Genomic DNA, 19,442 nt, shown 5'->3' with positions numbered 1-19,442 from the left:
CGACTCGGGCGGCAACCGGCATGGCGATGCTCGCCGGCCTCGCCGCCCGCGGGTTCGCGCAGGCGGCGGGATGGATCAGGCCCGCTTCCACCTGACGCCCTGCGGCGTGTCCTCCAGCAGCACGCCTTCGCCGGCGAGCTGGTCGCGGATCGCGTCGGAACGCGCGAAGTCGCGGTTCTTCTTGGCCGCGTTGCGCTCGTCGATCAGGGCCTGGATGCGCGCGTCGTCGCCGCTGTCGGCGCCGCGCGCGAACCAGGCCGCCGGATCCTGTTGCAGCAGGCCCAGGGCCAGTCCGGCGCCCAACAGCTCGCGCTTGCGCGCCGCGCGGTCCTCGCCCTCGGCCTTGCGCGCCTCGGAGGCGATGCGCGCGATCTCGGCCAGCGCGTTGGGCGTGTTGAGGTCGTCTTCCAGCGCCGTTTCGATCGCGGCCGGAATCCCGATGCCGTCGACCGGCCCGATATCGGTCAGATCGCGCAGGGTGCCGTACAGGCGGTCCAGGGTGCGCACGCTCTGTTCGATCAGCGCGTCCGACCAGTCCAGCGGCTGGCGGTAGTGGGCCGAGAGCAGGGCGTAGCGCAGCGCCTCGGGCGACTGCTCGCGCACCAGATCGTGCACGCGCTCGATGTTGCCCAGCGACTTGGACATCTTGGCGCCGCCGAAGTTGAGCATGCCGTTGTGCAGCCAGTAGCGCGCGAAGGTCTTGCCGCCGTGCGCGCACTCGCTCTGCGCGATCTCGTTCTCGTGGTGCGGGAACTGCAGGTCGACGCCGCCGGCGTGGATGTCGATGGTCTCGCCCAGGTGGGCGGCGGCCATCGCCGAGCATTCGATGTGCCAACCCGGGCGGCCGCGGCCCCAGGGCGAATCCCAGCCGGGCAGGTCGCCGGTGGAGGGCTTCCACAGCACGAAATCGCCGGCATCGCGCTTGTACGGCGCCACTTCGACGCGGGCGCCGGCCAGCATCTCCTCCGGATCGCGGCGCGAGAGCTTGCCGTAGCGGTCGAAGCTGGCGATCGCGAACAGGGCGTGGCCTTCGGCGGCGTAGGCGTGGCCGTTGGCGATCAGGCGCTCGATCATGGCGATGATCTGATCGATATGCGCGGTCGCGGCCGGTTCCAGGTCCGGCGCGCGCACGCCCAGCGCGGCCATGTCCTCGCGGTAGGCGGCGGCGTAGCGGTCGGTGATGGCCGAGATCGGCACCCGCTGCTCGGCGGCGGCGGTGTTGATCTTGTCGTCGACGTCGGTGATGTTGCGCGCGTACACCAGGCCGCCGTAGCGGCGGCGCAGCAGGTCGGCGAGCACACCGAACACCACCGGGCCGCGGGCGTTGCCGATGTGCACGTAGTTGTAGACGGTGGGCCCGCACACGTACATGGTCGGGCGGGCGGGATCGATGGGTACGAACGGCTCGACCCGTCGCGTCAGGCTGTTGTAGAGATGCAGGCTCATGGGGGCACGCTGTGGTTCGGGCCATTCTAGCGGCAGCGGACAGGCGCGCGCAGCCGCCGGCCTTGCCGCTGGGGCCGGTCGCGATCCCGATCGGGCCGGAAGCGCTCCGACCGCGCCCGCGGTGCGGAATGAGAATCGATGCGCCCGGCTCGGGCGCTCGCGAGCCACGCGGGTTCGGGGACTGGAGGGTTGATTCAGGTCGTGGCTACACTCCGGTCCTTACAATTTGTTCACGGAACCGATGCGAGCCCGATGAACCGTCCTGACCTGGTAGTCCCACTGTTGCTGGCTGGCGCCCTGGGGGCCCTTTGGGCCGGCGCTGCGTCCGCGCAGAGCACGACGGTGATCCAGGCCGAGAACGTACGCTACGAGTACGCCCAGGTGCTGCGCGTGACCCCGGTCTACCAGACCCTCACCGCGACCAGCATCGAAAAGCGCTGCGACCAGAGCCCGAAGCCGGCCACCGAGGACTCGCGCCTGTCGCGCATGGTCGGCGCGGTCAAGGACGTGCTGACCCGCGACCGCCACGAGCGCGAACGCCAGGCCGCGGCCGAGAACTGCCGTTCGGTGCCGGTGGAGCGCGAGTTCCGCCAGCCCATCGCCTACGACGTGGACTACGTCTACAAGGGCTCCAAGTACCGCTCGCGCCTGCCCGAGGACCCGGGCAACCGGCTGCGGATCCGGGTCGCCGTGACCCCGGTGGTGGCCCCGCTCAACTCGCGCTGATGCCGATCCGGCATAAGCCGCGCCGGGTTTCGACTTGCGTCCCCCGGGGCCGCATGCGAGCATTCGCCCCCTAATGAGCCACCTGCGCGCCGACGCCGACGTCCTCACCTCCGCCTACATGGCGGCGGGCATGACCTCGCGCGCGCGCCGACCGTTGCCCCGCCAATCCGCTGGGTGACGGTGCTCGCCGTCGTTCGTGTAACAAGCCACACACACGAAAAGCCCAGCCTTAGCGCTGGGCTTTTTTGTTTTTACCGCCGGGATTCGGGATTGGGGATCGGGGATTCGTAAGCGCAGCACTACGACACCGTCGCCTTTCACGCCTCCCTCCGCCGTCCCGCCGCTGTCCGAAACCCGAATCCCGAATCCCAGCCATGATCAAACACTTCCTCAACACCCAGGACTGGTCGCGCGCCGACCTCGATGCGCTGCTGGCGCAGGCCGCCGCGTTCAAGCGCAGCAAGCTCGGCGACCAGTTGAAAGGCAAGTCGATCGCGCTGGTGTTCTTCAACCCCTCGATGCGCACCCGCACCAGCTTCGAGCTGGGCGCGTTCCAGCTCGGCGGCCATGCCGTGGTCCTGCAGCCCGGCAAGGACGCCTGGCCGATCGAGTTCGAACTGGGCACGGTCATGGACGGCGACACCGAGGAACACATCGCCGAGGTCGCCAAGGTCCTGGGCCGCTACGTCGATCTGATCGGCGTGCGTGCGTTCCCGAAGTTCGTCGACTGGGCCAACGACCGCCAGGACAAAGTGCTGGCCAGCTTCGCCAAGTACTCGCCGGTGCCGGTCATCAACATGGAGACCATCACCCATCCCTGCCAGGAGCTCGCGCACGCGCTGGCCCTGCAGGAGCACTTCGGCACCTCCGACCTGCGCGGCAAGAAGTACGTGCTGACCTGGACCTACCACCCCAAGCCGCTCAACACCGCGGTCGCCAACTCGGCCCTGACCATCGCCACCCGCCTGGGCATGGACGTGACCCTGCTGTGCCCGACGCCGGAGTACGTGCTCGATGAGCGTTACATGGGCTGGGCCGAGCAGAACGTCGCCGAGAGCGGCGGCTCGCTGCAGGTCAGCCACGACATCGAAAGCGCCTACCGCGGCGCCGACGTGGTCTACGCCAAGAGCTGGGGCGCGTTGCCGTACTTCGGCAACTGGGGCCCGGAAAAGCCGATCCGCGACCAGTACCAGCACTTCATCGTCGACGAGGCCAAGATGGCGCTGACCAACAACGGCGTCTTCAGCCACTGCCTGCCGTTGCGCCGCAACGTCAAGGCCACCGACGCGGTGATGGACTCGCCGCAGTGCATCGCCATCGACGAGGCCGAGAACCGCCTGCACGTGCAGAAGGCGATCATGGCTGCGCTGATCGGACAGTAACCCTTTAAAGCCCCTCTCCCGCAAAGCGGGAGAGGGGCTGGGGTGAGGGCGCTTTCGCTTTCGCCTCGCAACCTACACCGCATCCGATTGCCCCCACCCCAACCCTCCCCCGCACGCGGGGGAGGGGGCAAAGACAAGAGACTAAAGAAATGAGCAAAGACATCGTCCTAGCCTTCTCCGGCGGCCTCGACACCAGCTTCTGCGTGCCGTATCTGCAGGAGCGCGGCTGGGCCGTGCACACCGTGTTCGCCGACACCGGCGGCGTGGACGCGGAAGAGCGCGCCTTCATCGAACAGCGCGCGGCCGAGCTCGGCGTGGCCAGCCACGTCACCGTCGACGGCGGCCCGGCGATCTGGTCGGGCTTCGTCAAGCCCTTCGTGTGGGCCGGCGAGGGCTACCAGGGCCAGTACCCGCTGCTGGTCTCCGACCGCTACCTGATCGTCGAGGCCGCGCTCGCGCGCGCCGCCGAGCTGGGCACCAAGGCGATCGCGCACGGCTGCACCGGCATGGGCAACGACCAGGTGCGTTTCGACCTGGCCGTGAAGGCCCTGGGCGACTACGAGATCGTCGCGCCGATCCGCGAAATCCAGAAGGAGCACACCGAGGTGCGCGCCTACGAGCAGCAGTACCTGGAGCAGCGCGGCTTCGGCGTGCGCGCCAAGCAGAAGGCCTACACCATCAACGAGAACCTGCTCGGCCTGACCATGTCCGGCGGCGAGATCGACCGCTGGCAGGCGCCGGGCGAGGGCGCGCGCGGCTGGTGCAAGCCGCGCGCGGAATGGCCGGCGCAGGCGCTGAAGGTGACGATCGGTTTCGAGAACGGCGAGGCGGTGTCCCTGGACGGCGAGAAGATCGCCGGACACACGCTGCTGGCCAAGCTCAACGGCCTGTTCGCCGAGTACGGCGTCGGCCGCGGCCTGTACACCGGCGACACCACCATCGGCCTCAAGGGCCGGATCATCTTCGAGGCCCCGGGCCTGATCGCGCTGCTGACCGCGCACCGCGCGCTCGAGGAAGCGGTGCTGACCAAGCAGCAGAACCGTTTCAAGCCCGAAGTCGCGCGCAAGTGGGTGGAGCTGGTCTACGAAGGCTTCTTCCACGATCCGCTCAAGACCGACCTGGAGGCCTACCTGGCCAGCTCGCAGTCCACCGTCAACGGCGAAGTCGTGCTGGAAACCAACGGCGGCATCGTCAACGCGGTCGCGATCAGCTCGCCGCACATCCTCAACGCCAAGGGCGCGACCTACGCCCAGGCCGCGGACTGGGGCGTGGCCGAGGCCGAGGGCTTCATCAAGCTGTTCGGCATGAGCAGCACGCTGTGGGCGGAGATCAACCGCAAGCAGTGACCTGAGCCCCTCTCCCGCCCGCGGGAGAGGGGTTGGGGTGAGGGATGCGAGCGCCGCAGGCGCAAGCTGCTTTTCGCCGTGCTGTTTCTTAAAAGGCACAGCAACAGCGCCTCACCCTGGCCCTCTCCCGCAAGCGGAAGAGGGGAACAGGCCGACGCCGCGATTCAAACGTAACCGAACCACCGCCCAGACACGACGAGCCACGAAATCCATGCTCCCCGAAGTCCTGAAACACCTCGAAGCCCTGGTGTCCTTCGACACCCGCAATCCGCCGCGCCAGATCGGCACCGGCGGTATCTTCGATTACTTGCGCAGCCAGCTGGCCGGCTTCCGCGTCGAGGTCGTCGACTACGGCGACGGCGCGGTGTCGATGCTGGCCGTGCGCGGCAACCCGCATCGCCTGTTCAATGTCCATCTCGACACCGTGCCGTCTTCGGACGCCTGGAGCGCCGACCCGCATACCCTGCGCGTGAGCGGCGACCGCGCGATCGGCCTGGGCGCCTGCGACATCAAGGGCGCCGCCGCCGGCCTGCTGGCCGCCGCCGCGCTCACGTCGGGCGACGCCGCATTCCTGTTCAGCACCGACGAGGAGGCCAACGACCCGCGCTGCATCGCCGGCTTCCTGGCCACCCAGCACGGCTTCAACGAAGTCGTGGTGGCCGAGCCGACGATGTGCGAAGCGGTGCTCGCCCATCGTGGCATCAGCTCGGTGCTGCTGAAGTTCCGCGGCGTCGCCGGCCATGCCTCGGGCGCCAACGCCATGCAGGCCAGCGCCCTGCACCAGACCATGCGCTGGGGCGGCAAGGCCCTGGATTACGTGGAATCGCAGTCGCACCAGCGCTTCGGCGGCCTCACCGGCCTGCGCTTCAACATCGGCCGGGTCGAGGGCGGCATCAAGGCCAACATGATCGCGCCCAGCGCCGAGCTGCGCTTCGGCTTCCGTCCGCTGCCGTCCATGTCCATCGACGCCCTGCACGAAACCTTCGGCACCCTGATCGACGCCGGCGCGATCGAGCGTTACGAAGAAACCTTCCGTGGTCCCTCGCTGCCCGCCGGCGATGTCGCCACCGCCGAGCAGCGCCGCCTGGAGGCGCGCGACCTGGCCGACGCGCTGGACCTGCCGATCGGCAACGCGGTCGATTTCTGGACCGAGGCCTCGCTGTTCTCCGCCGCCGGCCTGACCGCGCTGGTGTACGGCCCGGGCGACATCGCCCAGGCCCATACCGCCGACGAATGGGTGGCCCTGGAACAATTGGAGCGCTACGCCCGAAGCGTCGCCCGCATCATGGGAGGCCACGCCTGATGGCCGTGTCGATGGACAACCACCTGCAAACCCGCCAGACCATCGTGCGCCTGCTGTCCAGCATGGCCAGCGCGAAGGAGATCTCGCAGTACCTCAAGCGCTTCTCCCAGCTGGACGCCAAGCGCTTCGCCGTGGTCAAGGTCGGCGGCGCGGTGCTGCGCGACGACCTGGAAGCGCTGACCTCGTCGCTGGCCTTCCTGCAGGACGTGGGCCTGACCCCGATCGTGATCCACGGCGCCGGCCCGCAGCTGGACGACGAACTGGCGGCCGCCGGCATCGTCAAGCAGACCGTCAACGGCCTGCGCGTGACTTCGCCGGAGGCGCTGGCGATCGTGCGCCGGGTGTTCCAGTCGCAGAACCTCAAGCTGGTCGAGGCGCTGCAGTCCGGCGACGGCCGCGCGACTTCCATCATCTCCGGCGTGTTCGAGGCCGACTACCTGGACCGCGACACCTACGGCCTGGTCGGCGAAGTGAAGAAGGTCAATCTGGCGCCGATCGAAGCCAGCCTGCAGGCCGGCTCGATCCCGGTGATCGCCAGCCTGGGCGAGACCGCGGGCGGGCAGATCCTCAACGTCAACGCCGATTTCGCCGCCAACGAACTGGTGCAGGTGCTGCAGCCCTACAAGATCGTGTTCCTGACCGGCACCGGCGGCCTGCTGGACGACAACGGCCGGGTGATCGATTCGATCAACCTGTCCACCGAATACGAAGACCTGATCCAGCAGCCGTGGATCAACGGCGGTATGCGGGTCAAGATCGAGCAGATCAAGGACCTGTTGGACAAGCTGCCGCTGACCTCGTCGGTGTCGATCACCAAGCCGGCCGAACTGGCCAAGGAACTGTTCACCCACAAGGGCTCGGGCACCCTGGTCCGGCGCGGCGAACGCGTGCTGCAGGCGCAGCGCTGGGACGAACTGGACCTGGTGCGGCTGCGTTCGCTGATCGAGTCCGCGTTCGGCCGCAAGCTGGTCGACGGCTATTTCGAAAACACCGCGCTCAAGCGCGCCTACGTCAGCCAGAATTACCGCGCCGCGGTGATCCTGATCGAGGCCGAGGGCCGCACCTACCTGGACAAGTTCGCGGTGCTCGACGACGCCCAGGGCGAAGGCCTGGGACGGGCGGTGTGGCAGGTCATGCGCGAGCAGAATCCCAGCGTGTTCTGGCGCTCGCGCCACGGCAACCCGGTCAACCCGTTCTATTACTCCGAGTCCGACGGCTGCCTGAAGCAGGAGAAGTGGAAGGTGTTCTGGTACGGCATGCACGGCTTCGACGAGATCGCCGCATGCGTGGACTACGCGGGCCGGCGCACGCCGACCCTGGAGGATTGAGCGATGGGCGACACGTCCGGCGCCGATTGGGGGGCGCAACCGCGGTTGAGCGGCCGGCACGTCGTGCTGGAACCCTTGAGCCGCACGCACGCCGACGGCCTGCGCGCGGCGCTGGCCGGTGGCGAGCTGGCGAAAGCCTGGTATACCAACGTGCCGGCGCCGGAAGGCGTGGATGCCTATATCGACAGCGCACTGGCGATGCAGGCCAAGGGCGTCGCCTGGGCTTACGCCGTGCTCGACGCGGCGGGCGAAGTGGTCGGCAGCACGCGCTACTACGACATGGACCCGGCGGTGCCGCGCGTTCAGATCGGCTATACCTTCTACGCGCCGCGCGTGCAGCGCACCGGCCTGAACACCCAGGCCAAGCTGCTGCTGCTCGGGCATGCCTTCGAGCGCATGGCCTGCATCGCGGTCGGCTTCGAAACCAGTTGGTTCAATCTGGCCTCGCGCACCGCGATCGCCCGCTTGGGCGCCAAACAGGACGGCGTGCTGCGCAATCACCGCCGCCATGCCGACGGCAGCCGCCGCGACACCGTCGCGTTCTCGATCATCGACAGCGAATGGCCGGCGGTGAAACGCAATCTTCAATACAGGCTGGAACAGCATTCCCAGGGAGCGTCGAGCCATGACTAAGACCGTAGGCATCGTCGGCGCGCGCGGCCACGTCGGCGCGGAGCTGATCCGCCTGATCGCCGGGCATCCCGAGTTCGAGCTGGGCTTCGTGTCCTCGCGCGAGCGCGAAGGCCAGCGCGTGGCCGAGCACTTCCCCGAAGTCGGCGGCGAGCTGCGCTACAGCGCGCCCTCGCACGAACAGCTGCCGGGCTACGGCGTCGACGCGGTGATCCTGGCCCTGCCCAACGGCAAGGCCGCCGACTGCGTGGCCGCGTTCGACGCGGCCGGCGCCGATCCGGCGATCGTCGATCTGTCGGCCGACTACCGCTTCGACGACGGCTGGTACTACGGCCTGCCGGAGCTGACCCGCGCGCGCTACGCCGGCCAACGTCGGATCAGCAATCCGGGCTGCTACGCCACCGCGATGCAGCTGGCGGTGGCGCCGCTGCTGGACCTGCTGGACGGACCGGTGCAGTGCTTCGGCGTGTCCGGTTACTCCGGCGCGGGCACCACGCCTTCGGACAAGAACGACCCCGACAAGCTGCGCGACAACCTGATGCCGTACGCGCTGACCGGCCACGTGCACGAACGCGAGGTTACGCGCCAGCTCGGCCATGCGGTCGAGTTCCTGCCGCACGTGGCCCCGCATTTCCGCGGCCTGACCATCACCGCCAACTTGCACCTGAGCCAGGCGCTCAGCCGCGAAGCGCTGCTCGCGCGCTATCGCCAGCGCTACGCCGGCGAAGCGCTGGTGCGGGTGCTGGACGAAGCGCCCTGGGTCAGCGCGATCGCGGGCCGCCACCACGTCGAGCTGGGCGGCTTCGCGCTGTCCGACGACGGCCGCCGCGCGGTCGTGGTGGCGACCGAGGACAACCTGCTCAAGGGCGCCGCCACCCAGGCGCTGCAGAATCTCAACCTGGCATTCGGTTTCGCCGAGACCGCCGGCATCCCCCTTTGAAGGAACGTTCCATGTCCGATCTGCTCTGGCAAAAACCCGGCGTCAAGGTCGACGCGCGCATCCAGCGCTTCCTCGCCGGCGAGGACGTGATCCTGGACCGCGAGTTCTTCCTGTTTGACATCCAGGCCAGCCGCGCGCACGCGCAGGGCCTGCAGCGGATCGGCATCCTGTCCGCCGACGAGCTGGCCGGCCTGTCGCGCGAACTCGATGCGCTGGCCGCGGATTTCAGCGCCGGCGACTTCGTCCTCGACGAGCGCTTCGAGGACGGCCACTCGGCGATCGAGTCGCGCCTGATCGAACGCCTCGGCGACGCCGGCCGCAAGATCCACACCGGCCGCAGCCGCAACGACCAGATACTGGTCGCCACGCGCCTGTGGTTGAAGGACCGGCTGTCGCGCCTGGCCGCGCTGTGCCGCGAAAGCGCGCAGGTCGCGCTGGACCGCGCCGAAGCCGAGGCCGCGCTGCCGCTGCCGGGCTACACCCATCTGCAGCGCGCCGTGGTGTCCTCGGCCGGCATGTGGTGGGCGGCCTGGGCCGAGGGCTATATCGACGACGCCGTGCGAGCGCGCCAGACCCTGGACTGGGTGGACGCCAATCCGCTGGGCAGCGCCGCCGGTTACGGCGTCAACCTGCCGCTGGCGCGCGACCACACCACCCAGGCGTTGGGCTTCGGCCGCCTGCAGGTGTCGGCCGCGTACGCGCAGCTGTCGCGCGGCAAGTTCGAGATGGGCGCGATCGAGGCCCTGACCTCGGCGCTGCTGGACCTGCGCCGCCTGGCCTGGGACCTGAGCCTGTTCACCAGCGCCGAGTTCGACTTCGTCGCCCTGCCGGCCGAGTACACCACCGGCAGTTCGATCATGCCGAACAAGCGCAATCCCGACGTGATCGAGCTGATGCGCGCCAGCTATTCGGCCGCGGCCGCCGCGCGCACCGAGATCGAGCAGCTGCTGTCGCTGCCCTCGGGCTACCACCGCGACCTGCAGTTCTCCAAGGGCGCGATCTTCCACGCCTTCGGCCGCGGCCTGGCCGCGCTGGAGCTGTTGCCCGACCTGCTGCGCAACCTGGAATGGAAGCCCGAGCGCCTGCGCGCCGCGCTGGACCCGTCGATGTACGCCACCGACCTGGCGGTCGACCTGGCGCGCGAGGGCCTGCCGTTCCGCGACGCCTACAGGCAGGCCGCCGATCCGGCGCGCTGGGCCCAGGGCGATCCCGAAGCCAGCCTGGCCGCGCGCGTTTCGCCCGGCGCCGCCGCCGATCTGCGCCTGGACGCCTTGCGGCAACGATTGCAGGCCCTGACATGAGCACGACGGCAAAGGACTTCGCAGCGCAGCCTTTGCCGTCCTGGCGGCGCGCGGTGCTGAAGGTGGGCAGCAGCCTGCTCGCCGGCGCCCCCGACCGGCCGTCCGCGGACGGCCTGGATCCGCGCTACGCCGCCGAGCTCGCCCATTTCATCGCCCAGGCGCGCGCCGCGGGCCGCGAAGTGGTGCTGGTGTCTTCCGGCGCGGTCGCGGCCGGGCGCGGCCGCATCAAGACCGGAGGCGACGGCCTGGTGCTGCGCCAGGCCCTGGCCGCGCTGGGCCAGGCCTCGCTGGTGTCGTTCTGGCAGTCGCTGTCGCCGGCGCCGGTCGCGCAGGTGCTGCTGACCCACGACGACCTGCGCCATCGCCGGCGCTACCTCAACGCGCGCGCCGCCCTGCGCGAGCTGCTGCGCCTTGGCGCGCTGCCGGTGATCAACGAGAACGACACCGTCGCCGTCGACGAGCTCAAGCTGGGCGACAACGACAACCTCGCCGCCGCCGTGGCCTCGCTGGTCGACGCCGATCTGCTGCTGATCGCCACCGACATCGGCGGCCTCTACAGCGGCCATCCGCAGCGCGATCCCACGGCACGACCGATCGAGCGGGTGAGCGTGGTGACGCCGGAGCTGCTCGCCGCCGCCAGCGGCGGCGCGGGCGAACTCGGCACCGGCGGCATGCGCACCAAGCTGGAAGCCGGCGCCAAGGCCGCGATGGCCGGCATCGCCACCGCGCTGTTCTGCGGCCGCGATGCGCAGGTCGTGCGCGCGCTCGGCGAAGGCCAACTGCACGGCACCCTGATCGCCGCGCGTCGCGACCGCGCGCGTGCGCGCAAGCAATGGCTGCGGCATGCGCCCGCCAGCGGCGCGCTGCGCATCGACGCCGGTGCGGTGGCGGCGCTGCAAGCGCGCGGCGCGTCCTTGCTGCCGGGCGGCGTGGTCGAGGTGGTGGGCGAGTTCCGGCGCGGCGACGTGCTCGAACTGCGCCCACACGACGATCCCGCCGCGGCGCCCTTGGCGCGCGGTCTGGCCCAGTACAACGCGGCCGAGATCCGCCGCATCGCCGGCCGCCACAGCCGCGAGATCGAGAGCCTGCTCGGCTTCCGCTACGGCGAGGAGATCGTGCACCGCGACGACCTGGTGCTGCTGGACACCCTGGCCACGGACACGGAGACAGCGGCATGAGCGGTTACGTGCGCGGATTGGCGCAACAGGCGCGCGCGGCCGCGGCCGTGCTCGCGGCCAGCGACGGCGCGACCCGCCGGCGTTTGATCGAAGCCATGGCCGCGCAGATCGACGCGCAGGCCGAACAGGTGCTCGCCGCCAACGCCGCCGACCTCGCGCGCTGCCGCGAAGCCGGCCTGTCGCCGGCCATGCTGGACCGCCTGCGCCTGGACCCCGCGCGGTTGGCGGCGATCGCCGATGCCTTGCGCGAAGTCGCGGCGCAGGCCGATCCGCTGGGCGAGGTCACGCGCCGCGAACAGCGCCCCAACGGTTTGATCATCGAACGCCAGCGCGTGCCGCTGGGCCTGATCGCGATGATCTACGAGGCGCGCCCCAACGTCACCGCCGACGCCGCCGCGCTGTGCCTGAAGGCCGGCAACGCGGTGCTGCTGCGCGGCGGCTCGGAAGCGCGCGACAGCAACCGCGCCATCGCCGCCTGCCTGCACGCCGCCCTGCGCGAACAGGGCCTGCCCGAGGCCGCCGCGACCCTGATCGAGGACACCGCGCGCGAACACGTGCTGGAACTGCTGCAGCTGTCGGACCTGATCGATCTGGCGATCCCGCGCGGCGGCGAAGGCCTGATCCGTTTCGTCGCCGAACATGCGCGGGTGCCGGTGATCAAGCACTACAAAGGCGTGTGCCACCTCTACGTGGACCGCGCCGCCGACCCCGAGCGCGCGCTGGCCCTGCTGATCGACGGCAAGACCTCGCGCCCGGGCGTGTGCAACGCGCTGGAAACCCTGCTGGTGCACGCCGACATCGCCCCCGGCTTCCTGCCGCGCGCGCTGGCGGCCCTGGCCGCGCGCGGGGTGGAAGTACGCGGCTGCGAGCGCAGCCGGGCGTATTCGGACGCGGTGCTGCCGGCCAGCGAAGCCGACTACGATGCCGAGTACCTGGACCTGATCCTGAGCCTGCGCGTGGTCGACGACCTCGACGCCGCGCTCGCTCACATCGCCCGCCACGGCTCCGACCACACCGAAGTGATCGTGACCGAGGACGTCGCCGCCGCCGAGGCCTTCGTGCGCCGCACGCGCAGCTCGGCGGTGATGGTCAACGCCTCCTCGCGTTTCAACGACGGCGGCCAGCTCGGCCTGGGCGCCGAGATCGGCATCTCGACCACGCGCCTGCACGCCTACGGGCCGATGGGCGTGGAATCGCTGACCATCGAGCGCTACGTGGTGCGCGGGGCAGGGCAGGTGCGGCACCCGGAATCGCTGCAAGCCTGACCGGCCGCCGCACGATGCGCGGCCGGCGTGCGACCATTCGGCCCGCTGGCCGCATCCAGCCAGGAGACTCATGACGCCTGGGAGGGCGAATGCTCCGAATCATCGTGGTGACGGCCATCGCCGGTCTTGCTCTGTGCGGCGCCGCCGCGGCGGCGCCCGCGCCCGCAGCGAAGGCGCCGACCTATCCCGTGCCCGCCGCCGTGGCCGACGATCCGGTCTGGTTGGATGCGGTGATGCCGGCGATGGCCAAGCGCTTGTTGAAGGATGCGGGCGAGGAAGGCCGCGGCCTGGATCCCAACCAGCGTTTCCGCCTGCAACTGCTGGCCGGCGAGCCCGCCGCCGCCGAACGCACCCTGGAGGAGATCAACGCAACGCCCAGCCAGGGCCCGGTGCCGGTGCGGCCCAACCTCGTCCAATACCGGCTGTACGCGCGCGCCTTGACGCTGCAGGCGGCCGAACCGGGCCTGGGCTTCGACGCCGCGCTGGCGCGCGCGTTCGAGCAACTGGTGGCCGTCATGGACGATCGCGACTCCGCCGTGGCCCTGCGCGTGCTCAACATCGAACCGGCCGAGCTGCCGCGCCAGCAGCGCGCGCTGGCCGATGCGCTGGCGCCGTTGCGCACGCAGCCGGTCTTGAGCCGCGACGCCGCGCTGGCCCTGTCGCGCGCTTACCAGGTGCAGCGCCACTACGCCGTGCTGGCGCCGCGGCTGCCCGCGCTGGTGGCCGCCGACGATGCGCGCCGCTACCTGATCCAGCGCGACGTGGCGGTCGCCATGCCCGACGGCGCCACCGTCTGCGCCCAGATCGTGCGCCAGCGCAAGGCGCCGGCGCGGCAGCCCACGCTGCTGAACTTCACCATCTACGCCGATCCGGTCACCACCCTCAACGAAGCGCGCCGCTCGGCCTCCAACGGCTATGTGGGCGTCACCGGCACCAGCCGCGGCAAGGGCTGCAGCAGCGACGCGCCCGTGCCTTACGAACACGACGGCCGCGACGCCGCCGCCCTGATCGACTGGATCGCCGCCCAGCGCTGGAGCGACGGCCGCGTCGGCATGTACGGCGGCAGCTACGAGGGCTACACCCAATGGGCCGCGGCCAAGCACCGGCCCAAGGCGCTGAAGGCCCTGATGCCCTCGGTGACCGGCGCGCCCGGCATCGACGTGCCGATGGAAGGCGGCATCTTCTACGGCTTCCAGTACTACTGGCCGTTCTACGTGAGCAACAACCGCCAGGTCGACACGCCCGTCATGGAGGACTACGCGCGCTGGGACCGCATGCACCGCGCCTGGTACCTCGGCGGCCGCGCCTACAACGACCTGCCGCAGATCGACGGCACGCCCAACCCGTTCTACCTGCGCTGGCTCTCGCATCCGGACTACGATGCCTACTGGCAGGCCATGATCCCCTACCGCGAGGAGTTCGCCGGCCTCGATCTCAAGGTGCTGACCACCACCGGTTACTACGACGGCGCCCAGATCGGCGCGTTGTACTACCTGCGCGAGCATTACCGCTACCGCCCGCAGGCCGAGCACTACCTGGTGGTCGGGCCCTACAACCACATCAGCGGCCAGCGCGGCACGGTCGCCACCGGCGACTGGCTGCGCGGCTACCGACTGGATCCTGTCGCGCAACTGGACATCGGCCTGCTGCGCTACCAGTGGTTCGACTACGTATTCAAGGGCGCGCCCAAGCCGGCGCTGCTGGCCGACCGCATCAACTACCAGGTCATGGGCGCCAACGTCTGGAAGCACGCGCCCTCGCTGGCGGCGATGGGCGAACGCCGCCAGCGCTTCCACTTCGGCCCGCTGGGCCAGGGCGGCCGCTACCGCTTCGCATCGCAGTCGCCTGGGCCCGACGCCTACGTCACCCAAACCCTGGATATGCGCGACCGCAGCGACGCCGATCGGCTCGTGCCCGGCGGCGGCATCGTCGACAAGCTCATCGACACCGCCGACAGCCTGGTGTTCGTGAGCGAGCCGTTCGCCCAGGCCGGTGAATTCAGCGGCCTGTTCTCCGGGCATCTGGACCTGGCCGTGAACAAGCGCGACTTCGATTTCAACATCGGTCTGTACGAACTCAACCCACAGGGCGAGTACTTCGAACTGTCGCGCTACCAATCGCGCGCCAGCTACGTCGCCGACCTGTCGCAGCGTGCCCTGCTCACGCCGGGCAAGCGCAGCCAACTGGATTTCAGCAGCGGCCGCCTGACCAGCCGCCGTTTCCAGGCCGGCAGCCGCCTGGTCGCGGTGCTCAGCGTGCTGCGCAATCCGCAGCAGCAGATCAACTACGGCAGCGGCAAGCCGGTAGCCGAGGAGACCATCGCCGATGCGGGCGAGCCGGTGCAGGTGAAATGGTACGGCGACAGCTATTTGGAGATCCCGCTCAGCCGTTGATGGGCGGGTTGCGGCCCAGGCCGCTCAGCCCGGTCAACAGACCGGGTTGGCGCCCTTGTGCAAGGCGTCGTGGCCTGGCACGGGGTGCAGTGCTAGGGTTCGCAGGACCGATTGCGGGCGCAGGGCGGGGCCATGACGTTTCCAGAAACAGCGTCGCCGGACCGGCGCCCGAAGGTGGGCGGCGGTCCCGTGGATTTCGACTCGGAACTCCAGTTGCACAACCGCGCATTCCAGCGCGCCTGCGCCATCCTGCCGCACGAACGCGTACTCGACATCGGCTGCGGAGCGGGGCAGACCACTTGCGACGCGACGCGCGCCGCCGTGGCCGGCAGTGCGCTGGGCATCGACGTCATGGCCCCGGCGATCGCCAGCGCGCGCCAACGCGCCGCCGCGCAGGGCCTGCGCAACCTGCGATTCGAACACGGCGACGCGCAAACCCATCCGCTCCCCGCGCACGGCTTCGATGTCGCCATCAGCCGGTTCGGCACCATGTTTTTCGCCGACCCCTTGGCCGCGTTCCGCAACATCCGCGGCGCCCTGGCCGATGGCGGCCGTCTGGTCATGATGGTCTGGCAGGCGCGCGAGGCCAACGAGTGGTCCATCGCCGTCCATGGCGAGCACGCGCAATCCATGGCCGCGTTCTCGCTCGCCGACAGCCAGGCGACGCAGCGCCTGCTCGATGCGGCCGGCTTTGCGCAGGTCGCGTTCCAGGACGTGCACGAGCCCGTGTACTACGGCGACAGCATCCAGGCGGCCCTGGATTGGATCGGGCAGTTCCAGGCCACCCGCAAGGCCCTGCAGTCGCTGGACGCCGACGCCGCCGCACGCGAGCAGGCGCGGCTGCGCGAGGTCGTCGCCGGACACTATCGCGATGACGGCGTGTGGTTCGACTCGCGGGCGTGGATCGTCAGCGCCCGATGCGGCTGATGCGGCGGGCTCGCATGCCCGCCGCACTCGTGTATGAAATGACCGTCGAGGCCGGGAGTTCGCCCGCATGTCTTGGCGGTCCTCGTTGCATCGCCAACGAATGAAGGAGCGCCAGGCGAAGGTCCTTGCGAACCGCAGTCAGTGCAGATCCCGCGCCGGCGATGCCTGATCCGGTCGGGCGTCAGCTGCGCCGCGTCGGTACCGCCAGTTCGGCCAGCTCCGCCGTCCAGTCCTCGGCAAAGGCCTGGCAGCGCTCGGCCAGATATTCGCTGCGACGCGCATAGGCGGGCACCACCGGGCCCAGGGAGGCGACCTTCAGCGCTTCGCGCCAGCTCGCCAGCAGGGCGTCCGGCTCCCCATGGGCTTGGGCCAGGGCCTGCAAGGCGACACGCAATACGTAGACCTGCGCTTGCAGGTCGCAAATGACCTCTTCGTTCTCTCTGTCCATGGCCGCTTCCTCATCGGCAAGATCGCTGCCCGGGCCGAGCCCGGGCAGCGAGAGTCGGCACTACGATTCGGCACTACGAGTTGTAGACCGAACCCACTTGAATGCGCCGGGGCGTGGTCTCCGGGCGCTTGGGGATGACGATCTGCAAAACGCCGTTGTGTCCCGAGGCCGTGATGCCGTCGGGATCGGCGCTGTCGGGCAAAGCGAAGCGGCGGTGGAAGCTGCCGTGGCGGCGCTCGATGCGCGAGAAGCTTTCCGTCTCCAGCTTCTCTTCGAGACGCCGCTCGCCTTTGATGGTCAGCATGCCTTTTTCCATCTGCACCTCGATCTCCTGAGGGTCGACCCCGGGCAGATCGGCGTAGAGCACGAAGCGGTCGGTTTCTTCCTTGATGTCGACGCGGGGCACCCATTGGCTGGTGACCACCGACGACTCGTCCGTCGACTCGTTCTGGAACATGCTGCCCTCGAAAAGACGGTCGAGGACTTGCTTGATCGGGTCATGCGCGAAGCCTTGGCCAGGCCATTGGGAAGAGCGAACCAGTTTGTTCATGGCAGGGTCTCCGATGGGCGTATGAGGACGGCCAATACGCCGCCCATTCCGCAGATAGGCTCGGCCGAATCTGATTCAAGGATCGAAAGGCCCCCTGCGCCCGATATTGAACTTTCGTTCAGCCAAAGCGCGATGGCCGTTGGCGAGCTCCATGCCTAAGGGCTGGGTGGCCTGTTAACGGACGGAAGGCGTCCCAGGTCGGTTACTCACGGATCGACCGGCAGCTTCGGCCAGGAGCGGAAGATCGAAGCCCCGATGGATCGGTCGTCCGAATCGCGGGCAACCCAGAGCGGCGCCAACCGGGCGGCCCCGGGGCAGGGCGGGCCCAGCGCGACAGGCGACAGCCCGTTCCGCCGGGAAAGTGGACGCGCTGTGCGACAGCGGCGGAAGTGGGCGCCGTTGCCGCCGACGTAGGTGAGGCCCGGCGCGGACGTCTCCGGATCAGCCTTTGCTGGCCAGCCGCTTGAGGATGTCGGCCCGGCAGATATCGAGAATTTCGTCCGCCAGCGGCGCATCGTCCGGGCAGGACCTCGACAGCACCACCGCGCCCACGGCCTGCGCCATCAGGGCGATCCGGCGTGCGCGCAGCTCGGTGCCGGCTTTCTCGTCCGGTTGGCCGTGCGGGCCCGGGTTCGATACCTGAGCCTCGATGCCGGCGGCGAACGCCGCTTTGACCGATGCCGGCTGGCGCGCGGCATCGGCGCATAGCGCGGCCATCGTGCAACCCTTGCCTGGCGCGTCCCGGTGTTCCCGGGAGAGGTAGTGGCTCAGGAAGTCGGCCAGATCCATGTCGGCCGCGGCCTCGGCGGATTGCGCCAGGCCGCAGCTGGCCGCCTCCGCCATCAGGTCGGTCTTGGAGCCGAAGTGCTTGTAGAAGCCGCCGTGGGTAAAGCCGGCGGCCGCCATCAGGTCGGCCACGCCTACGCCGTCGTAGCCCCGTTCCCTGAACAGGGCGGAGGCGGTTTCCACGATGTGCGCCCGGTTTGCCTGCGCTTGTGCCTTGGTGACCTTCATACCCAGTCGCCTGACGTCCAGTAGCGAAGGCCGCATTCTATCACATAGATGATGTTCATCATCAAACTATTGACATTAAAGATTACGGTCATCATCATTGATGTCTGCCCGGATGAAACCGCGGCCATCGCCGCTCCGCCCCCATCCACGACCATGCAAGCACACGACATGACGAACACGACGCTCTTCCAGCCGTACACGCTCGGTCCGCTGCCCCTCGCCAATCGCATCGTGATGGCGCCGCTGACCCGCAACCGCGCCGGCGCCGGCCTGGTGCCCAGCCCGCTGGCCGCCACCTACTACGCCCAGCGCGCCTCGGCAGGCCTGATCATCTCCGAGGCCACCCAGGTCTCGGCCCAGGCCCAGGGCTATCAGGACACGCCGGGCTTGTACACGCAGGACCAGATCGACGGCTGGCGCAATGTCACCGACGCCGTCCACGCCCGGGGCGGGCGCATCTTCGTGCAGCTGTGGCACGTCGGCCGCATCTCGCACGTCGATCTGCAACCGGGAGGCACCGCGCCGGTATCCGCTTCGGCGATCCGCGCGCAGGCCAAGACCTTCCTCGGCAATGATTTCGTCGATGTCTCCGAACCGCGTGCCTTGGCCATCGACGAGCTCCCGGGCATCGTCGACGATTTCCGCCAAGCCGCCGCCAATGCGATCGCGGCGGGCTTCGATGGCGTGGAAATCCACGGCGCCAACGGCTACCTGCTCGAGCAGTTCATCAAGGACGGCGCCAACCGGCGCACCGATGCCTACGGCGGCAGCATCGAGAACCGCGCGCGCCTGCTGCTGGAAGTCGTCGCCGCCGTGGCGGGCGAGATCGGTGCTGAACGCACGGGCGTGCGGATCTCTCCGGTGTCGCAGGCCAACGCCATTTCCAGCAGCGATCCGCAGCCGCAATACGACTATATCGTCGATCGGCTCAGCGCCCTGGGCATCGTCTACCTGCACGTGGTCGAAGGCGCCACGGGCGGCCCGCGCGATGCGGCGCCGTTCGACTTCGATGGCTTGCGCCGCCGATTCAAGGGCACCTATCTGGCCAACAACGGTTACGACCTGGGCCTGGCCAGCGCACGCCTCGCCGACGGCAAGGCGGACCTGTTCGCTTTTGGCCGTGCGTTCGTCAGCAATCCCGATCTGGTCGAGCGCTTCACGACCGACGCACCGCTGGCGGCATTGAACCCGGCCACGCTGTACGGCGGAGGCGCGGAAGGCTACATCGACTATCCGGCCTTGACCGGCACCGGCTCGCGCTAAGC

The 19,442-nt window shown here is 69.4% G+C and carries 17 protein-coding genes; 13 read left to right on the top strand and 4 right to left on the bottom strand.

Annotation, left to right across the window (positions count from 1 at the left end):
* Positions 1-75: 75 nt before the first annotated feature.
* Positions 76-1,446 carry a cysteine--tRNA ligase gene (gene cysS, locus V1318_RS13440; RefSeq protein WP_332940202.1) on the bottom strand — a complete coding sequence of 457 codons (1,371 nt, stop codon included), beginning with the start codon at positions 1,444-1,446 and terminating at the stop codon, positions 76-78.
* 252 nt (positions 1,447-1,698) lie between these two features.
* Here cysS and V1318_RS13435 point away from each other — a divergent pair, with 252 nt between their 5' ends.
* The 12 genes from V1318_RS13435 (at position 1,699) to V1318_RS13380 (ending at position 16,165) form a co-directional block, all read left to right on the top strand.
* Positions 1,699-2,172, top strand: coding sequence for a hypothetical protein (locus V1318_RS13435; RefSeq protein ID WP_332940201.1), 474 nt, complete (start codon positions 1,699-1,701; stop codon positions 2,170-2,172).
* 374 nt (positions 2,173-2,546) lie between these two features.
* Positions 2,547-3,554 (top strand): N-acetylornithine carbamoyltransferase, encoded by a 1,008-nt coding sequence (locus V1318_RS13430; protein WP_091635085.1) that lies wholly within the window; start codon positions 2,547-2,549, stop codon positions 3,552-3,554.
* Between the two features lie 149 nt (positions 3,555-3,703).
* A complete protein-coding gene (locus V1318_RS13425) occupies positions 3,704-4,900 on the top strand; it encodes an argininosuccinate synthase (RefSeq protein WP_332940200.1) in 1,197 nt (398 codons plus the stop codon).
* Positions 4,901-5,111: 211 nt separating this feature from the next.
* Entirely contained in the window at positions 5,112-6,203 is a 1,092-nt protein-coding gene (locus tag V1318_RS13420; protein WP_332940199.1) for an acetylornithine deacetylase, read from the top strand.
* Positions 6,203-7,531, top strand: coding sequence for an acetylglutamate kinase (locus V1318_RS13415; protein WP_332940198.1), 1,329 nt, complete (start codon positions 6,203-6,205; stop codon positions 7,529-7,531). Before V1318_RS13420 ends, V1318_RS13415 begins: the two co-directional genes overlap by 1 nt.
* A gap of 3 nt (positions 7,532-7,534) precedes the next feature.
* Entirely contained in the window at positions 7,535-8,164 is a 630-nt protein-coding gene (locus tag V1318_RS13410) for a GNAT family N-acetyltransferase (RefSeq protein WP_332940197.1), read from the top strand.
* Positions 8,157-9,101 (top strand): N-acetyl-gamma-glutamyl-phosphate reductase, encoded by a 945-nt coding sequence (argC, locus tag V1318_RS13405; RefSeq protein WP_332940196.1) that lies wholly within the window; start codon positions 8,157-8,159, stop codon positions 9,099-9,101. The genes V1318_RS13410 and argC overlap by 8 nt, the downstream gene beginning before the upstream one ends.
* Before the next feature lie 11 nt (positions 9,102-9,112).
* Positions 9,113-10,402 (top strand): argininosuccinate lyase, encoded by a 1,290-nt coding sequence (gene argH, locus V1318_RS13400; protein ID WP_332940195.1) that lies wholly within the window; start codon positions 9,113-9,115, stop codon positions 10,400-10,402.
* Entirely contained in the window at positions 10,399-11,580 is a 1,182-nt protein-coding gene (gene proB / locus V1318_RS13395) for a glutamate 5-kinase (RefSeq protein ID WP_332940194.1), read from the top strand. Before argH ends, proB begins: the two co-directional genes overlap by 4 nt.
* Positions 11,577-12,845: a glutamate-5-semialdehyde dehydrogenase gene (locus V1318_RS13390; protein ID WP_332940193.1), complete on the top strand. Its 1,269-nt coding sequence runs from the start codon at positions 11,577-11,579 to the stop codon at positions 12,843-12,845. The genes proB and V1318_RS13390 overlap by 4 nt, the downstream gene beginning before the upstream one ends.
* Positions 12,846-12,934: 89 nt before the next feature.
* Positions 12,935-15,238, top strand: a complete 2,304-nt coding sequence (locus V1318_RS13385) for a CocE/NonD family hydrolase (RefSeq protein WP_332940192.1) — start codon at positions 12,935-12,937, stop codon at positions 15,236-15,238.
* Between the two features lie 189 nt (positions 15,239-15,427).
* Positions 15,428-16,165, top strand: a complete 738-nt coding sequence (locus V1318_RS13380; protein WP_332940191.1) for a methyltransferase domain-containing protein — start codon at positions 15,428-15,430, stop codon at positions 16,163-16,165.
* Positions 16,166-16,346: 181 nt separating this feature from the next.
* On the opposite strand, the gene V1318_RS13375 is transcribed toward V1318_RS13380, so the two are convergent.
* The 3 genes from V1318_RS13375 to V1318_RS13365 all read right to left on the bottom strand — a co-directional run bounded on the left by V1318_RS13375 (position 16,347) and on the right by V1318_RS13365 (position 18,177).
* Positions 16,347-16,613 (bottom strand): hypothetical protein, encoded by a 267-nt coding sequence (locus V1318_RS13375; protein WP_332940190.1) that lies wholly within the window; start codon positions 16,611-16,613, stop codon positions 16,347-16,349.
* 73 nt (positions 16,614-16,686) lie between these two features.
* Entirely contained in the window at positions 16,687-17,163 is a 477-nt protein-coding gene (locus V1318_RS13370; protein WP_332940189.1) for an Hsp20/alpha crystallin family protein, read from the bottom strand.
* Between the two features lie 441 nt (positions 17,164-17,604).
* Positions 17,605-18,177, bottom strand: a complete 573-nt coding sequence (locus tag V1318_RS13365) for a TetR family transcriptional regulator (protein ID WP_332940188.1) — start codon at positions 18,175-18,177, stop codon at positions 17,605-17,607.
* 168 nt (positions 18,178-18,345) lie between these two features.
* Between V1318_RS13365 and V1318_RS13360 the strand changes: the two genes are divergently transcribed.
* Positions 18,346-19,440 carry an alkene reductase gene (locus V1318_RS13360; RefSeq protein ID WP_332940187.1) on the top strand — a complete coding sequence of 365 codons (1,095 nt, stop codon included), beginning with the start codon at positions 18,346-18,348 and terminating at the stop codon, positions 19,438-19,440.
* Positions 19,441-19,442 lie beyond the last annotated feature (2 nt).

The sequence above is a fragment of the Lysobacter sp. CCNWLW3 genome, from assembly GCF_036697405.1.
GTDB lineage: Bacteria > Pseudomonadota > Gammaproteobacteria > Xanthomonadales > Xanthomonadaceae > Lysobacter.
Note: the sequence above shows the minus strand (reverse complement) of the source record. Positions and strands in the feature narration are given on the sequence as shown.

Coding starts and splice junctions, on each gene's coding strand:
- cysS (WP_332940202.1), bottom strand. CDS start 1,446: ATGAGCCTGCATCTCTACAACAGCCTGACGCGACGGGTCGAGCCGTTC.
- V1318_RS13435 (WP_332940201.1), top strand. CDS start 1,699: ATGAACCGTCCTGACCTGGTAGTCCCACTGTTGCTGGCTGGCGCCCTG.
- V1318_RS13430 (WP_091635085.1), top strand. CDS start 2,547: ATGATCAAACACTTCCTCAACACCCAGGACTGGTCGCGCGCCGACCTC.
- V1318_RS13425 (WP_332940200.1), top strand. CDS start 3,704: ATGAGCAAAGACATCGTCCTAGCCTTCTCCGGCGGCCTCGACACCAGC.
- V1318_RS13420 (WP_332940199.1), top strand. CDS start 5,112: ATGCTCCCCGAAGTCCTGAAACACCTCGAAGCCCTGGTGTCCTTCGAC.
- V1318_RS13415 (WP_332940198.1), top strand. CDS start 6,203: ATGGCCGTGTCGATGGACAACCACCTGCAAACCCGCCAGACCATCGTG.
- V1318_RS13410 (WP_332940197.1), top strand. CDS start 7,535: ATGGGCGACACGTCCGGCGCCGATTGGGGGGCGCAACCGCGGTTGAGC.
- argC (WP_332940196.1), top strand. CDS start 8,157: ATGACTAAGACCGTAGGCATCGTCGGCGCGCGCGGCCACGTCGGCGCG.
- argH (WP_332940195.1), top strand. CDS start 9,113: ATGTCCGATCTGCTCTGGCAAAAACCCGGCGTCAAGGTCGACGCGCGC.
- proB (WP_332940194.1), top strand. CDS start 10,399: ATGAGCACGACGGCAAAGGACTTCGCAGCGCAGCCTTTGCCGTCCTGG.
- V1318_RS13390 (WP_332940193.1), top strand. CDS start 11,577: ATGAGCGGTTACGTGCGCGGATTGGCGCAACAGGCGCGCGCGGCCGCG.
- V1318_RS13385 (WP_332940192.1), top strand. CDS start 12,935: ATGCTCCGAATCATCGTGGTGACGGCCATCGCCGGTCTTGCTCTGTGC.
- V1318_RS13375 (WP_332940190.1), bottom strand. CDS start 16,613: ATGGACAGAGAGAACGAAGAGGTCATTTGCGACCTGCAAGCGCAGGTC.
- V1318_RS13370 (WP_332940189.1), bottom strand. CDS start 17,163: ATGAACAAACTGGTTCGCTCTTCCCAATGGCCTGGCCAAGGCTTCGCG.
- V1318_RS13365 (WP_332940188.1), bottom strand. CDS start 18,177: ATGAAGGTCACCAAGGCACAAGCGCAGGCAAACCGGGCGCACATCGTG.
- V1318_RS13360 (WP_332940187.1), top strand. CDS start 18,346: ATGACGAACACGACGCTCTTCCAGCCGTACACGCTCGGTCCGCTGCCC.